This window comes from Bacillus sp. FSL K6-1218 (assembly GCF_038006445.1).
GTDB classification, from domain to species: domain Bacteria; phylum Bacillota; class Bacilli; order Bacillales; family Bacillaceae_G; genus Bacillus_A; species Bacillus_A thuringiensis_S.
Window position 1 is genome coordinate 4879168 of sequence record NZ_JBBOVE010000001.1, and the last position, 16019, is coordinate 4895186.

The window sequence follows — 16019 nt, forward strand, 5'->3', positions numbered from 1 at the left end:
ACTCAAATTATATCAGCGATTATTGAAATATATCGACTTACCGACAATTAACGACAAAATCCTCTCGCTATTTGCGGGCAGCCTAAGGAAGCTCTCCTTTACCGTTCAAAAACAATTCGCTGCTTCGTGATTTCCGTCAGCCTTCCACGATCTACTTCATACTCAGCTTCAACACTTTGCGGCACCATTACTTTCCCACCCCCAAGCATCACTTCCGGTGAAATAATATCCCTCTCCCAATGTCTACTAGAAGCAGATATATCGCCTGGAATCGTAAAGTTAGGCAATGAGGCAAGAGCGACATTTTGCGCTCGTGAAATCCCCATCTCTACCATACCGCCGCACCAAACAGGGATATTATGCTCCATGCAATAATTATGGATTTGAATAGATTCTGTTAATCCGCCCACTCGCCCTGGTTTAATGTTCACAATTTGGCAGCTGCCAAGCGTGATCGCAACGCGCACGTCTTCAAAACTATGAATACTTTCATCTAAACAAATCGGCGTTTCAATTTTCTTTTGCAACTGTGCATGATCAAGAAAATCGTAATCCGCTAACGGTTGTTCAATCATCATTAATTGGAATTCATCTAGTCGTTTCAGCCTCTCCGTATCCGCTAATGTATACGCTGAATTCGCATCTGCCATTAGCGGGATATGCGGAAACTCTTTACGAATCTCTTTCAATAATTCGTAATCATGCTCTGGCTTTATTTTCACTTTAAAACGCTCGTATCCTTCTTCCGCGTACTTCTCTATTTGTTTTAACATAACCGGAATTGTATTGATCCCTATTACAACGCCGACTTCAATTTCAGTGCTAGTTCCGCCAAGAACTGTCGCTAGCGATTTCTTTTGACGCTTCGCATATAAACCCCAAACAGCCCCTTCTATTCCAGCCTTCGCCATCCGGTTTCTTTTGATATGTTGAAACAAACTCGGCACCTCATTCGGATGAGAAATTTCAGCCTTTAATAAATCAGGTAACAAAAAGTCTTGCAGTACATGTAGTGCTGTCTTCACCGTTTCTTCCGTATACCACGGTTCAGAAAATGCAACGACTTCCCCAAATCCAATGTACCCGTCTGTATCCTCTAATTCAATAACAATACTCTCACGCTTTTCGTAAGTCCCGTAGCTCGCAGCAAACGGGATTACGAGTGGCATTTCCGTTATATACAGTTTCGCTTTTTTTATTTCCACTACATCTCCTCCACTAATTGTCTTAACTCTCGTCTTAACAATTTTTTCGAAGCGTTACGTGGTAATTCCTCTAAGAAACATGCTTTCCTCGGCACTTTATATTTCGCTAATTTCTCCTCGCAAAAATGAAGAATTTCTTCTTCTGTTACCGCCCCGCTTTTCACAACAAAAGCAGCTGGTACTTGTCCCCATTTATCATCAGACATACCAACAACACCGGCTTCCGCTATTGCCGGATGAGAGAGTAACACTTCTTCAATTTGAGCTGGGTATATATTCTCTCCGCCAGAAATAATTAAATCGCTGCGGCGGTCTAATACGTATAAAAATCCTTCTTCATCTAGATAACCGAGGTCACCCGTATGAAGCCATCCGTTTTGAATTGTCTCACGCGTCGCATCTTCACGGTTAAAATAACCGCCTGTTACGTTCGGTCCTTTTACTACAATTTCGCCTTCCGCATGTGGCGGCACTACTACGCCGTCTTTTTCAATACGAAGTTGGCACTGGAATAATGGTTTTCCAGCCGAGCCAACTTTCGTTAACATGTAATCTGCTGATAACGTACAAATTTGAGAAGACGTTTCTGTCATACCATACGTTTGATACACAGGGATTCCTTTTTCCACACACGTTTCTAATAGCGGTTTCGGCGCGGGTCCTCCGCCAAGTAACATGCATCGTAAAGAAGCTGGATATGTCCCTTCTCCAAGTCTCTCTAATAAATCTGTTAACATTTTTGATACGACAGAAATAATCGTAACGTCCCTCGTTTGAAGTGCGTTGTGAATAAAATCAGCATCATATTTCGGAACGAGTAAAATGCGCATACCGTACATAATATTTTTCATTAAAAGAGATAGCCCACCAACATGGAACATCGGCATACAAGCTAACCAACAATCATCATCACGAAGACCTAAATTAAGCGAAGAACCAACCGCGCTTGCCCAATGATTTCCGTACGTTAAAATAACGCCTTTCGGTTTTCCTGTCGTCCCAGACGTATAAATAATTGTCATCGCTTCTTCTAAAGAAAATTCTTCTTGTATAGAGGCTTCTACCTTCAGTCCATGCATCACTTCAGCAAATGAATATACAGGAACATCATTAGCATCAAACTGTTGATCCGTCACTAAACAAACAACTTCAGCATCATCCATTTGCCAAAGTAGCTCTTCTCTTGAAAGACGTGTATTTAGAAGTACAGCTACTGCACCTACGTAAGATAGGGCGTGAATAACTGTAATCATCTCCATACCATTTTTCATCAGAACAGCCACCTTTTGCCCTCGCTTCACTCCAACATGCGTGAGGTGCTCACAAACAGATACTACTTTTTCATGTAGCTGCACGAAAGTAACTTTCTCTTCCTCTATTTCAATTGCAGTGCGATCTGGTGTTAAAAATGCACGCTGTATTAACCAATTAGGCATCGTCTCCATTACTCATTCTCCTTTCATGAAAGAAAGAGACCTGATATGACATCAAGTCTCTTAGTTGTTTTGTTTCCGGTTGATCTCATCTAGCTACAGCGGCTAGAACAGTCGGTCGTTTCACGCCTTCCTACGAGGCAAAAAGCGCCTCTACGTCAGGAGTTCCAACGCCCTTTTGTTCTAAGCAAGCCGCTTTCGCTTTTGGTTTCATCAAGGGAAACGAGGGAATTGACCGAAGTCCGGACTGCGTTTTTCTTTGAACGCGTCGCGACCTTCTTTTGCTTCGTCAGTTGTGTAGTACAATAACGTTGCATCTCCAGCTAGTTGTTGAATACCAGCTAGACCGTCTGTGTCTGCGTTGAATGCAGCTTTTAGGAAACGAAGTGCCATTGGGCTGTTTGCTAAGATTTCTTGTGCCCATTGTACTGTTTCTGCTTCAAGCTCTTCTAATGGTACTACTGTGTTTACTAAGCCCATATCAAGCGCTTCCCCAGCACTATATTGACGGCATAGGTACCAAATTTCACGAGCTTTCTTGTGGCCTACCATACGAGCTAAGTAACCAGCTCCGTATCCACCGTCAAAGCTTCCTACTTTAGGACCTGTTTGTCCGAATACAGCGTTGTCTGCAGCGATTGTTAAGTCACATACGATATGAAGTACATGTCCACCACCGATTGCATAACCTGCTACCATTGCGATAACTGGTTTAGGAATTGCGCGAATTAGACGTTGTAAGTCTAATACGTTTAGACGTGGGATTTGGTCGTCACCTACATATCCACCATGACCGCGAACTTTTTGGTCGCCGCCAGAACAGAATGCACGTCCACCTTCACCTGTTAAAATGATAACGCCAACATTTGCATCATCACGAGCATGTGCAAAAGCGTTGATTAACTCCATTACCGTTTTTGGACGGAATGCGTTATGTACTTCAGGACGGTTAATCGAAATTTTTGCGATACCATTGTATGTTGAATAAATAATATCTTCGTAATTGCCTTCTTTTACCCATTCAATAGCCATTACAACTACCTCCTTGTGTATGTCTGATCTCATCTATAAGTGTGACTTCCTTCTTGCTGAAAAAAGCATCACTGCATAGTTTTTAGAAATCCCTTTACTATTGTATCAAACTTTTCCGGTTGTTCCACATGAATTGCATGGCCAGCACCATCAATTTTGACAAATTTCGCGTTCGAGACGCTTTTTTCAATGTTTTTTAATATGCGAAAGAACTTTTCATCATATTCTCCGTTCATTAAAAGAACAGGTATTTTCAAGTTATGTAGCTCTTTCCACCATGAAGGCTGAGCCCCTGTTCCCATGCCGCGCAAGCTATTTGCAAGTCCTTTTGGATTGTTAGCAAGTCGCTCTTTTCGCACTGCTTCTTGTACGTTTTCTGCTAAACGTTTTTGCGTTTCAAAAAGCGGAATATTTTCCCACATGGATACAAAACTTTCTATGCCTTCTCGCTCAATTTTATCGGCAAGTCGATCATCTTTTTCACGACGTTCTTTTCTATCCGCTTCATTTTCGAGCCCAGCTGTACAATTTTCTAATAAAAGAGAATGTACATACTCTGGATATAAACAAGCCAACGTAATCGCTAGTCTACCACCCATTGAATAGCCGAGTATGTGCGCTTTTTCAATATGAAGATAGTCTAGTAGCTCTTTCATTTGCACTGCCGCATTTCGAATATCATAATGCGTCACATCTTCGGGACTTTCTGTTTTTCCATGCCCAACAAGATCTACTACAATAACTTGAAACTGCTCGCTCCATGAAGGAATAAAAGAACGCCACGTTTCCATACTTCCCGTAAAACCATGAAGAAGTAGAAGTGGTTCCCCGCTTCCGACTACTTCATATTCATACGATACACCTTGCAGCGTTACGTTCATTTTGATTCACCTTGTAAAGATGTAGTAATCACGTCCATCGTTTTTGCCCATAATGTCCGGTGCAATATTAAGTTTTCATCACGGTTCGTACAAATTTCCACAACGTGTAAACCTTCTGTAGTCGTTCCTTTTTGTACCTCTTCTCGGAAGCTTTCCCAACCATTTACACGGCTAAATGAACCACCGTACATTTTAACAACGTGTTCATAATCAAGACCAATTGGTGTTCCAAATAATGATTCGAAATGTTCCTTTTTCTCATACTGTGGTAAGAATGAGAAAATACCCCCGCCATCATTATTTACAACGACAATTGTTATATTTAATTCATGTAATTTCGCTGCTAACAGCCCATTTAAATCGTGATAAAATGATAAATCACCAATAATTAATACGAGCGGATCGCAAATAATGCTCGCTCCTAAAGCTGTCGAAATGATTCCGTCAATCCCATTTACACCGCGGTTTGCCATCACTTGAATATTTTTATCCGATGTGAAGAAGAATGAATCCGTATCACGAATTGGCATACTATTACTTGCAAATAACGTTGCTCCTTCTGGTAATACGCGGACAATATCCGTAATGACTTTCCCTTCAAATGCAGTATCATATGTCTCCATTTCACGAAGCGTTTCCTTCGTTTTTTCGTTTATATGTTTCCACATTCCGAACCAATCATTCTTTTTCATAACTGGCATTTTTTCTATTAGTGTACTGCAAAATACAATATCACTTGCTTGGACAACTTCTGTCGCAACGAGAGCTGGATCTCTCCATTGTCCAGATTCATCAACAACGATATGAACTGCTTTCGTTTGTTTTTTTATGAACTGTGTTAATGATTTGGAAACAGGCATACCACCAAAGCGAATTAAAACGTCCGGTTTCCACGTTTCTTTTAACTGTTCATTTCGTAGAAATGTGTCATAACAGTCGATTACCATCGTTTTATCGTGATGTCCGCTACGAATATTAGAAAGCGGATCTGCCAATATTGGATATCCAGTTTTTTCAGCTAATTCTGCCGCAAATGCTGCGAGTTCTGAATGACTATCGTCTCCACAAATAATAAGCCCCTTCTCCATATGCGAAAGGCGCCCTACAAGCGAATCTACATATTCACTCGGCATCGTCACGTTCCCTTGCTGAACTACTCCTGTATATTCCCCGCGTCCTTTATCCCATAAATCTTCTAATGAGAAATCCGGGATAAGCGGTTCGCGTACTGGAAAATTAAGATGAACAGGTCCTTGCGGCGCTAAACAAGCACTCGCTATCATACGCTGCGTTGTCATGCGAGCGTAATGATACATCGCTTCACTCGCTTCTGGAAGAGCCATCTCTGTAAATTGCTTCACAAATGTACCGTATAAATTGAATTGATTCATCGCTTGTGGTGCACCGACATCTCTTAATTCATGCGGTCTATCTGCCGTTAAGACGATAAGCGGCACTCTTGAATGAAAAGCTTCACATACAGCTGGATAGTAATTAGCTGCTGCCGTTCCTGATGTACACAATAATGCAACAGGACGTTTTTTCGCTTTTGCGATACCGAGCGCAAAAAATCCTGCAGATCTTTCATCTACATGTAAATATGTGTTCATTCCTTCATGTTGTTCCATTAGTAGAGCAATCGGCGTTGACCGTGAGCCTGGACTAATGACAACATCACATACATTTAGACGCGTCAGTTCATCCACGAACGCGCCTAAATAATATGATAATGCTTCTATATGATTGTTCATTTCATTAATTCCTCCAAAGCACCAAGCATCGGTCTAAACTTCAAACTTGTTTCTTCATATTCAAGTTGCGGTACAGAATCAATTACAATCCCGCAACCGGCAAATAAGGATGCTTTCTCGCCATTTAATAACCCGCAGCGGAGTGCAACCGCAAACTCACCATTTCCTTCATCATCTATCCAGCCAATCGGTGCGCCATATAATCCTCTGTCTAACAATTCAACATCACGAATCAGTTTCATCGCTTCCAAACGAGGTGTCCCGCCAAGAGCTGGTGTTGGATGTAATTCTTCTACCATTGTTAAAAGACTCGCATCGCCTTTTGCCTCTACAGGCGTATATAAATGAATTAAGTTTTTCGTTGTTAATAAGCCCGGCCTTTCCGGAATATTAACGGATTCGCAGTGCTCATTTAATACCGACCTAATCATGTTCACAACATAACCGTGTTCAGCTAAATTCTTTTCATCATGAAGAAGCGCATTACTATTTCGCTTACTTTCTTCTATAGATTGACCATGGCCAGTTGAACCAGCAAGACACATCGAAGTAAACTTCTCATCTTCTTTGCGAATTAACCTCTCTGGCGTCGCTCCTAAGAAACATGCTCCTTTATAATCAAAAGAAAATACGTAACAATCCGGTTGCCCAATACGAAGTGCTTCTAAGACAAGAGCAGAATCAATATGATGATCCATCTCTACTTTTAACTCCCTCGCTAATACAACCTTCTGCACGTTCCCCAGCTTCATTTCATCTTGTACTTTCTCAATGGCCTCCATCCAGCCTTTCGGATCCACTTCTACTTTAGAAGTAACTGTTAATTTCGATCCTTCTAATGCACATTTACTCTCCCCAAAAATTTTCTCTTCTAAAGAAACAATTTCGTTATAAAGAGTTTCTGCACAATCTGTTGCTGAAACGAATGTATTCATTGTTAACCATGCTTTTTCATTTTTTACAGTTAATAAAAATGCTGGTAGTGAAAATGTCGTATCATCAAATTCTTTCCATAAGTCCGTTTTCTCTTTTTCTTGGTCAAATGAAAATCCACCAAATAAAAGAGGACCTGTTCCAAATTCGTATTTTTCTCTTTGTACAAATGCTTTCTCTTTTACTTTATCCCACTCGTCACGAGCAGTTTGAAAGCGTTTGTGAGAAGCAGTTGCTATAGTGAAAACAGAGCCAATTCCAGAAAATATTACATGCTGAACTGGGTCTGCAAAATAACATCTATTTTCGAATGCAATCCTTTTTCCTGCTGCATAAAACAGAAGCGGATCCATCCAGTCTATTTGTTTTACGAAGCTAACCAATATTTTTTCATCAGTTGCACGCTTAATGGCTGCACTAAGAGCTTCTTGCAAGCCTATTTGTTTCGTTTGAATCACAATTGTCTCCCCCCTATGGGCGAAAAATAGTCATAATTACGCTTGATTTTAAGATACACCTCAAACGAAAGGCCTGTCAACGTTTAGCATTTCTGAGAAATTCACCTTCTCTTCCTAGAAAATAAACGTTGACACTAAATGATGCTTTTTCTACACTTAGTTGTGTACAATATGTGACCAAAGGAGGATTCAACATGGAAATGAACGTCGAAACGAATTCCTCTCCTACGGCGCCAAAGCCAAGTAAGCAAACAGGCTGGCGCATTTGGTGGAGTTTACTACGTCCTCATACATTAACAGCAGCTTTCGTTCCTGTTTTCATCGGAACAGCCTATGCGATGCAAGTCGGAGGTATAAATCAAATACATCTTCCTCTTTTCCTTATGATGCTTCTTGCTTGTCTTCTCATTCAAGCAGCAACAAACATGTTTAATGAATACTTTGATTATAAAAGAGGACTCGATCACGAAGGTTCAGTTGGTATCGGCGGCGCTATCGTTCGCGATGGCATTCAACCAAAAACGGTGCTTAACTTAGCATTTGGATTTTTCGGGATCGCAATACTATTAGGTGTTTATATTTGTATGAATTCTAGCTGGTGGCTCGCTGCAATCGGTCTTGTTTGTATGGCCGTTGCTTATCTTTATACAGGTGGGCCACTTCCAATTGCATATACACCATTTGGAGAGTTGACAGCCGGATTATTTATGGGTGTCATTATTATTGGGATTTCATTCTTTATTCAAACTGGCACTGTAACATCAGAAGTCATTTTACTATCTATTCCAAGCTCCATTTTAATTGGTGCCATTTTACTAGCTAATAATATTCGTGACTTGGATGGCGATAAAGAAAACGGTCGTAAAACGTTAGCAATTCTCGTGGGACGTGAAAGAGCTGTTGGTGTACTTGCTTCGATGTTCATCGTTTCCTACATTTGGACAATTGCTTTAATTATCGTGGGCATCGTATCACCATGGATGCTTATCGTATTTTTAAGTGCACCGAAAGCATTTAAAGCGACGAAAGGCTTTATCGGCAAAAGCATTCCAATGGAAATGGTACCTGCGATGATTGCAACAGCAAAAACAAATACAATCTTCGGTTTCCTAATGGGAATCGGATTATTACTTGGATATTTTCTATAAAAGGAGCTGCTTATGCGGCTCCTTTTTCATATCTGAAATTCATCTCATAATTCCTACTCTCAACGCTCATACTATGTAAAGAAACTGAATTGTAGGAAGGTGGACGACTATGTTAACTCCACAACAAATAGGCCAATTTAAATCCATTTTAGAAAAACAAAAACAAGAACTAGAGCAAACGATACAAACTCATGAAAATACAGATCGTGCTTCTGAACGCGATTCAGTAGGAGAACTGTCTAGCTATGACAACCATCCAGGTGATATGGCTACAGAATTATACGAACGAGAAAAAGATTTCGGACTCATCGAATTTTGGCATAAACAACTAGATGATACAAAACATGCTCTGCAAAAAATTGAAGCTGGTACGTACGGCATTTGTGAAGTATCTGGTGAAGAAATTCCGTTTGAAAGATTAGAGGCAATGCCAACCGCTACAACGTGTATTCAGCACACTACAAATAAATTAAATATGAACACGCGACCAGTTGAAGAAGAGGTGTTGGCTCCTTCTTTTCACAAGCACGACGAAGATCATTCTGTAGAATACGATGCTGAAGATGCATGGCAAGATGTCGCAAATTACGGGACATCAGAAACACCGTCCGATTTAGAAAGACAGGATTCCAAAAACTATAATGGCATGTACGTAAATAGCGAGGAAAATGTTGGGTATGTAGAGGATTTTGAAAATTTTATAGGAACAGACATGTATGGCAAAAATCCGCAAGTTTTCGCCACAGAAGAACATGAAGAGTATGAACAAATGCTTGATGACTTTGAAGAGCGCACTTTCAAAGGCGAGTTATCTTCAAATGAATCTAGTTCCAAAGAATAAAAAAAAGCATTCCGAAAATCGGAATGCTTTTTATCGCTAGCTAATTAGTTTTTTGTAACGTTAGCTGCTTGTGGTCCGCGGTTTCCTTCAACGATTTCGAAAGAAACTTCTTGACCTTCTTCTAAAGTTTTGAAGCCGTCGCCTTGGATAGCTGAGAAATGTACGAATACGTCTTCTCCGCCTTCAACTTCGATGAAGCCAAAACCTTTTTCGCCGTTAAACCATTTAACTTTACCTGTTTGCATGTCATGTACCTCCTAAATAAAAATGAAACTATGAATCCACATGAAAAGGTGGATATAAAGGACATGAATGTATAACAAGCTTACAGCCTTTAATACAACGTGCTTTATTTCCGTACCACATTATGTAGCTCAATAGTGCTTTCACTATATCATGCTATATCGAAAACGTCAAATGAGAACACTTTCATTCCATCATTTTTTATAATCCTAGTATAACCTTAAATTTTCATTCTATTTTTATTCGAAAATTAACAAAACTATAGTGTTCTAATTCTTTTAACTTCTGTACAATATAATTACTACATATTTATGAGGTGAAAAAATGCAAGCACATGAAATCGAATATAAGTTATATGGCGATGATATGCAATTTGTTGAAATTGAATTAGATCCAAAGGAAAGCGTTGTCGCAGAAGCGGGCGCAATGATGATGATGGAAGACTACATCGAAATGGAGACAATCTTCGGTGATGGTTCTGGCCCATCTAACGGTCTATTCGGAAAATTAATGGGAGCAGGTAAACGTCTCGTTACAGGTGAAAGCATGTTTATGACTGTATTTACAAATACAGGGCACGGCAAACGCCACGTCTCATTTGCTGCTCCTTATCCTGGTAAAATTATTCCTGTAGATTTAACAGAATACCAAGGGAAAATCGTTTGTCAAAAAGATGCCTTTCTTTGTGCCGCAAAAGGTGTTTCTATTGGAATTGAATTTACAAAAAAAATAGGAACTGGTTTCTTCGGTGGTGAAGGTTTCATCATGCAGAAACTTGAAGGTGATGGCCTCGCTTTCATGCACGCAGGCGGAACTGTATATAAACGTGAATTAAAACCTGGTGAGAAACTTCGCATTGATACAGGTTGTCTCGTTGCCATGACAAAGGATATTAACTATGATATCGAATTCGTTGGAAAAGTAAAAACAGCTCTATTTGGCGGTGAGGGTTTATTCTTCGCAACATTAGAAGGTCCTGGAACAGTTTGGATTCAGTCCTTAACACTTAGCCGATTAGCAGCACGCCTTACAAGCCCAGCAGCGCAAAGTACTGGTGAAGGTAGTGTATTAGGTGGAATCGGTCGTTTATTGGATGGGAAAGAGTAAAAAGGGCCCTTATGTTGGCATGGCCATCGACTAATAAAATACTACAATTAAAACACCCTTGCTTGCAGTAATGCAGTGAAAGGGTGTTTTAATTTACGTCTACAAACGAGAAAAAGCAGTTAAAATAAAGTAATAAGGTTTACTTCAGTAAAATAAGGTATATTATATTTGTTGAATAGATTCTCTTTAAACACAAGAAAAGTAGGTGAAAAAAGTGGGAAAATATCAATTAGATTCCAAAAGTCAGGTAGCTGTGGCAAAGTTTCATGAAAAACAGAAGCCTGCCAAATTTGATAAAAAGCAGCAACTTGAACAATTGCGTGCGGAGTATTTGAAAAAAAAGCAAAAACAAACAGATAAATAATATGTTTCGTTTCCCGAAATTTTCGGTATATAGTGCGAACAAACACAAGAAAATAGGTAATCATCGTTCAAATATATACAGGCTATTTTTTCAAACCTCTTACAAGCCCAGCATTATAAAGTACTGTTGAAGGTAGTATATTAGGTGAACTTGATTTCCTTTTAGATGGAAAAGAGTAAAAAAATGCCTCCAATGCAAAAAAAACATCGGAGGCATTTCTCTAAAGTTTATGAATATGGCATTTTATTTTTACTTCGGAGGGCTATACATACCATTTCGAATCATATAATACTCCATCGCTTCATTAAGCCATGCCTCTTCTTCTTCCGTGTAAGGAGATGGTATCATATTATTATATTGTTCTTCTACATTCTCTAATTTACCTAAAGAATACATTGTCTCTTCACCAACATACTTAAGAGTCGCCTTCATATGTTCATCAACCAATTTTTGCACTTCTGAATCCTCAATTTGTCTTCCAAATAACCTTTTCACTTCTTTTGCTAAACGCACAAACTCTTTATCAAGTGCTATGCCCTCTTCTTCCGGCTTATTATATAATCCATCAGCCAATTCTTTTGATACATATCCTTCAAGCCATAAACGTTGTTCGTTTTCTTTTTGAATGCTGTTAATTAGACTCATTAATATGTCACTATCCAACTCTTCATCTTCCTCAAGACATACCATTGTTCGTTCAAGCGCCTTTATCGAAACTTCAATGTGTCTTCTCTTTTCTTCAAAGGCTTTTCTTTGTTGTTCCAACGTTTCTTTTAAATTTACATTCAAACTTGGCATTTTCAGCATAACGCGTATTTCTTCTAAGCTATATCCTAATACTTTAAGACTCACTATTTTCTGTAGATCTAATATATCTTTTCCTTTGTACACACGGTGACCAGAGCAAACATTCTTTTCAGGTTTAAGTAGTCCAATTTCATCGTAATATTGTAGTGTCCGTATTGATGTGCCTGTTCTCTTTGAAAACTCACCAATTGAACAGCCTTCCTTTTTGCTCATCTTACACTCCTCCTAACAATATGTTTACAAAAATCATACTCCCTCACGTAACTGTAGGTTCAAGCCTTTTTTCCAAAAGAATGAATCAAGTTCCTCACTGCATATATTAAACTATACCTTTTCTTAAGGAGGGCTTCCTTAATGCGTACTCCTTTATCCTTTGATAAAGACACTGCCATACTGTTAGCTTCTTGTTGTGAGTTAACGTATGAACAATATAAACAAAATGGTATTTTCGAAATACCAGCTGGTTTTCAATATGTACAAGGTTTTCAAGGAAAGGCCATTCAAACAACAGAATGGTTCGGGTTTATATTAGAATCTGAGGATACAATTATCGTTGCCTTTAGGGGCACTCAAACAGACCCAGATTGGATTATTGACTCTCTCGTCAATCAAAAACCTTATCCTTATGCTTTAAATGGAGGAAATGTCCATCACGGCTTTCTCTCTATTTATGAGTCTTGCCGTGATTCTATTATGGATATGCTCGTATCATTGCCAGCACATAAAAAACTGCTAGCTACTGGGCATAGTCTAGGTGGTGCGCTTGCCACATTACACATATTAGATGCGCGTATAAATACTGCCTTCGCACAATATGGACTTTATACATTTGCTTCTCCAAAAGTAGGAGATATCGCTTTTCGAAATTATTATAAACTACAAGTAGCTAGTAGTTTTCGTTTCGTCAACTTGTTCGATGTCGTTCCACTTCTCCCTCCCCGAAACATAAATTTTAATGATCATGATTGGGAGTATGCACACGTCCATCACAATATGACATTTACAAAAAACACAAAATCCATTACAAATAATCATTCCATTACAACATACAAAACATGTCTGACTTCTCATTTTTAACCAGTAAACAATTGGAAATAAAATATTCGTATACTATAATACTCTATGAAGTTATTTTTGGATGAGGGGACCTTACATGTTAAAATTTATCTTCACACTTTTTCTTATTGTAATTTTTACGGTCACAGGTTTCTTTACATTTTCATACTTTGCGACAGGAGAGTATGATGGGGCAGGTATAATATATACCACTATTCCATTTCTTTCTTAAGCAAAATAAATAAAACGAGCTTAAGAAAAGTAAGCTCGTTTTATTTATTAATATCCATTTTTGTTGGTAAATCGATAATATATCCCCCAACGTAGCAACCTCTTTAAAACTGTTTAACAGCATTACCAATACCCCAAATTTCATTGCTGTACTGCAAAATCGTTCGATCACTCGCAAAATGACCAGACTGTGCAATATTTAAAATCGACATTTCTAGCCACTTTGTTCGGTTCTCATAAGCTCTACCGACAGCTTCTTGTCTTTCAGCATATGGGCCAAAATCTCGCAGAACGAAGTATTCATCATTTTGAATAACAAGAGAATCGTAAATCGCTTCAAATTCAGCTCCCGATTGTGCAAAGAAACCATTTGTTAATTGATCAACTACTTTTTTAATGTGCCTATTGTGGTGATAATAATCACTTGCACGATATCCACCATTTTGATAGTAATGAAGAACCTCTTCCGCTGTTAAGCCGAAAATGAAACAGTTATCATCACCGACCCGGTCTTTTATTTCAATGTTAGCTCCGTCTAGCGTTCCGAGTGTAATTGCACCATTCATCATAAATTTCATATTACCTGTTCCCGATGCTTCTTTACTCGCCGTTGAAATTTGTTCACTTACATCCGCTGCCGGGAATATATCTTCCGCTAAAGAAACTCGGTAGTTTTCTAGAAAGATAACTTTCATATATTGACTGACGTACGGGTCATTATTTACTTTTCTTGCGAGTTCATTTATTAATTTAATAATTTTTTTCGCGTAATAATAGCCAGGTGATGCTTTCGCTCCAAAAATAAAAGTACGCGGATAAAATGTAAAACTAGCATCCTCTTTCAAACGGTTATACAAATATAAAATATGAAGAACATTTAATAATTGTCGTTTGTAAGCATGTAGTCTTTTCACTTGCACATCAAAAATAGAATTTGGATCAATCGTAATCCCCATTGTATTATGAATGCGCTCCGCTAAAATCTCTTTACGCTCTTGTTTTACTTCTGCAAATTTCTCTTGGAAACTAGCATCATATTGAACTGTTTGCAACGATTGAAGCTTAATCGGTTCTTTCTTCCACTCTGTTCCAATCGCCTCTGAAATGAGATTTGTTAGCTGTGGATTTGCTTTCATAAGCCAGCGCCTATGAGCAATTCCATTCGTCTTATTATTAAACTTATCTGGATAAAATTCATAAAACAATCGCATTTCCCGCTGTTTTAATATTTCCGTATGAATTTTTGCTACACCGTTTACGCTATGGCTACCGACAATTGCTAAATGAGCCATTTTCACAAGATCATGCGCAATAATTGCCATGTCTTCAATGCGATGCCATTCATAAGGATAACGTTCCCAAAGTTCATGACAGAAACGTTCATTAATCTCTTCAATAATCATATAAATTCTCGGTAATAACGGTTTAAAAATGTGAATTGGCCACTTTTCGAGCGCTTCTGATAACGTCGTATGATTCGTATAAGAAATCGTCTGCGTCGTTATGTGCCAAGCTTCTTCCCATGTTAACTTTTCTTCGTCTAGTAAAATACGCATCAGTTCTGGAATTGCTAAAACCGGATGTGTATCGTTAATGTGAATCGCGATTTTTTCATGTAGTTGACGAAGGTCACCATATCTTTCTCTATGCATTCGAACGATATTTTGTAAACTTGCTGATACTAGGAAATACTGTTGTTTTAAACGAAGTATTTTCCCCTCATCATGCGTATCATCTGGATATAAAAACTCCGATACAGCCTCTGTTTCGCGCTTATATTTCAAAATATCTTTGCAGTTTTGCGGGAAAGGAACTGGTTCAGCATTCCAAAGTCTAAGTGTATTTACAGTACTCGTCTCATAGCCTACTACCGGCACATCATATGGCACCGCCATAATGACTTCTGCATTTGTATGCCTAAACTCTAAACGCCCGTCAATTTCTAGCGGTTCAACACTGCCAAAATAACTTACTTCTACAGCTTGATCATGCCTTCTTACTTCCCATACGTTTTCATGAAGAAGCCACTGTTCTGGAAATTCAACTTGATAACCATCGACAATTTTCTGATCAAACAAACCATGTTTATAACGAATTCCACAGCCGTGTCCTGGTAAGTTTAAAGATGCAAGTGAATCAAGAAAACAGGCTGCTAAGCGTCCAAGTCCACCATTACCAAGACCTGCATCTGCTTCCACTTCTTCTAACTCTTGTAACGAAATCCCTAGTTCAGATAACCCCTGCTCGCATACATCTCTAATACCTAAATTCAAGATGTTACTTCCAAGCAAACGTCCAAGCAAAAACTCAATAGACAAGTAATACATTTGCTTTTGCTCTCCGGATCGATAACTCTCGTTCGTTGCAATCCATTGACTATTCATATACTCACGTACCATATGGCCGAGCGTATTATATTGATCACGAGTTGTAGAATCTTTGAAACTTTTCCCATACATCGTCTCTAACTTTTCTAGAAAAGTTGATTTAAAACTTTCAACATGAGTAAACATTTTTTCACCACCTACA

14 protein-coding genes are annotated in these 16019 nt (G+C 38.8%); 5 read left to right on the top strand and 9 right to left on the bottom strand.

Annotation, left to right across the window (positions count from 1 at the left end; all coding sequences use genetic code 11):
- Positions 1 to 98 precede the first annotated feature (98 nt).
- From menC to MHI26_RS25015, 6 genes are all read right to left on the bottom strand, one after another.
- Positions 99 to 1205 (bottom strand): o-succinylbenzoate synthase, encoded by a 1107-nt coding sequence (menC, locus tag MHI26_RS24990; RefSeq protein WP_000403259.1) that lies wholly within the window; start codon positions 1203 to 1205, stop codon positions 99 to 101.
- A complete protein-coding gene (locus tag MHI26_RS24995; RefSeq protein ID WP_000449532.1) occupies positions 1205 to 2650 on the bottom strand; it encodes an o-succinylbenzoate--CoA ligase in 1446 nt (481 codons plus the stop codon). Before MHI26_RS24995 ends, menC begins: the two co-directional genes overlap by 1 nt.
- Positions 2651 to 2851: 201 nt before the next feature.
- On the bottom strand, positions 2852 to 3670 hold the full coding sequence (gene menB, locus MHI26_RS25000) for a 1,4-dihydroxy-2-naphthoyl-CoA synthase (protein WP_000963887.1): 819 nt from the start codon (positions 3668 to 3670) through the stop codon (positions 2852 to 2854).
- A gap of 68 nt (positions 3671 to 3738) precedes the next feature.
- The gene (gene menH / locus MHI26_RS25005; RefSeq protein WP_061667096.1) at positions 3739 to 4551 is read right to left on the bottom strand and encodes a 2-succinyl-6-hydroxy-2,4-cyclohexadiene-1-carboxylate synthase; all 813 of its coding nucleotides are present in this window, start codon (positions 4549 to 4551) and stop codon (positions 3739 to 3741) included.
- Entirely contained in the window at positions 4548 to 6302 is a 1755-nt protein-coding gene (gene menD / locus MHI26_RS25010) for a 2-succinyl-5-enolpyruvyl-6-hydroxy-3-cyclohexene-1-carboxylic-acid synthase (protein WP_001059213.1), read from the bottom strand. The genes menH and menD overlap by 4 nt, the downstream gene beginning before the upstream one ends.
- Positions 6299 to 7693, bottom strand: coding sequence for an isochorismate synthase (locus MHI26_RS25015; protein ID WP_061667095.1), 1395 nt, complete (start codon positions 7691 to 7693; stop codon positions 6299 to 6301). Before MHI26_RS25015 ends, menD begins: the two co-directional genes overlap by 4 nt.
- Positions 7694 to 7887: 194 nt before the next feature.
- Between MHI26_RS25015 and MHI26_RS25020 the strand changes: the two genes are divergently transcribed.
- Both MHI26_RS25020 and MHI26_RS25025 read left to right on the top strand, forming a co-directional pair.
- Positions 7888 to 8841, top strand: coding sequence for a 1,4-dihydroxy-2-naphthoate polyprenyltransferase (locus tag MHI26_RS25020; protein ID WP_000425752.1), 954 nt, complete (start codon positions 7888 to 7890; stop codon positions 8839 to 8841).
- A 109-nt stretch (positions 8842 to 8950) separates the two neighbouring features.
- Positions 8951 to 9682, top strand: coding sequence for a yteA family sporulation protein (locus tag MHI26_RS25025; protein WP_000957355.1), 732 nt, complete (start codon positions 8951 to 8953; stop codon positions 9680 to 9682).
- A 44-nt stretch (positions 9683 to 9726) separates the two neighbouring features.
- Here the strand turns inward: MHI26_RS25025 and cspD are convergent, their stop codons facing one another.
- Positions 9727 to 9927, bottom strand: coding sequence for a cold-shock protein CspD (gene cspD / locus MHI26_RS25030; protein WP_001193052.1), 201 nt, complete (start codon positions 9925 to 9927; stop codon positions 9727 to 9729).
- A 322-nt stretch (positions 9928 to 10249) separates the two neighbouring features.
- On the opposite strand from cspD, the gene MHI26_RS25035 reads away from it, so the two are divergent.
- Both MHI26_RS25035 and MHI26_RS25040 read left to right on the top strand, forming a co-directional pair.
- Complete coding sequence (locus MHI26_RS25035) at positions 10250 to 11032, top strand: TIGR00266 family protein (protein WP_001147843.1); 783 nt, start codon at positions 10250 to 10252, stop codon at positions 11030 to 11032.
- Between the two features lie 214 nt (positions 11033 to 11246).
- Positions 11247 to 11396 carry a hypothetical protein gene (locus tag MHI26_RS25040; RefSeq protein ID WP_000521642.1) on the top strand — a complete coding sequence of 50 codons (150 nt, stop codon included), beginning with the start codon at positions 11247 to 11249 and terminating at the stop codon, positions 11394 to 11396.
- Between the two features lie 249 nt (positions 11397 to 11645).
- On the opposite strand, the gene MHI26_RS25045 is transcribed toward MHI26_RS25040, so the two are convergent.
- Entirely contained in the window at positions 11646 to 12416 is a 771-nt protein-coding gene (locus tag MHI26_RS25045; protein WP_061667094.1) for a MerR family transcriptional regulator, read from the bottom strand.
- Positions 12417 to 12557: 141 nt separating this feature from the next.
- Between MHI26_RS25045 and MHI26_RS25050 the strand changes: the two genes are divergently transcribed.
- Entirely contained in the window at positions 12558 to 13280 is a 723-nt protein-coding gene (locus MHI26_RS25050) for a lipase family protein (protein WP_061667093.1), read from the top strand.
- Positions 13281 to 13594: 314 nt separating this feature from the next.
- Here MHI26_RS25050 and glgP read toward each other — a convergent pair whose 3' ends face one another.
- Positions 13595 to 16003: a glycogen phosphorylase gene (gene glgP / locus MHI26_RS25055; RefSeq protein ID WP_000494103.1), complete on the bottom strand. Its 2409-nt coding sequence runs from the start codon at positions 16001 to 16003 to the stop codon at positions 13595 to 13597.
- Between the last annotated feature and the right edge of the window lie 16 nt (positions 16004 to 16019).

Coding starts and splice junctions, on each gene's coding strand:
- cspD (WP_001193052.1), bottom strand. CDS start 9,927: ATGCAAACAGGTAAAGTTAAATGGTTTAACGGCGAAAAAGGTTTTGGC.
- MHI26_RS25050 (WP_061667093.1), top strand. CDS start 12,558: ATGCGTACTCCTTTATCCTTTGATAAAGACACTGCCATACTGTTAGCT.
- menD (WP_001059213.1), bottom strand. CDS start 6,302: ATGAACAATCATATAGAAGCATTATCATATTATTTAGGCGCGTTCGTG.
- MHI26_RS25025 (WP_000957355.1), top strand. CDS start 8,951: ATGTTAACTCCACAACAAATAGGCCAATTTAAATCCATTTTAGAAAAA.
- glgP (WP_000494103.1), bottom strand. CDS start 16,003: ATGTTTACTCATGTTGAAAGTTTTAAATCAACTTTTCTAGAAAAGTTA.
- menH (WP_061667096.1), bottom strand. CDS start 4,551: ATGAACGTAACGCTGCAAGGTGTATCGTATGAATATGAAGTAGTCGGA.
- menB (WP_000963887.1), bottom strand. CDS start 3,670: ATGGCTATTGAATGGGTAAAAGAAGGCAATTACGAAGATATTATTTAT.
- MHI26_RS25035 (WP_001147843.1), top strand. CDS start 10,250: ATGCAAGCACATGAAATCGAATATAAGTTATATGGCGATGATATGCAA.
- MHI26_RS25020 (WP_000425752.1), top strand. CDS start 7,888: ATGGAAATGAACGTCGAAACGAATTCCTCTCCTACGGCGCCAAAGCCA.
- MHI26_RS24995 (WP_000449532.1), bottom strand. CDS start 2,650: ATGGAGACGATGCCTAATTGGTTAATACAGCGTGCATTTTTAACACCA.
- MHI26_RS25045 (WP_061667094.1), bottom strand. CDS start 12,416: ATGAGCAAAAAGGAAGGCTGTTCAATTGGTGAGTTTTCAAAGAGAACA.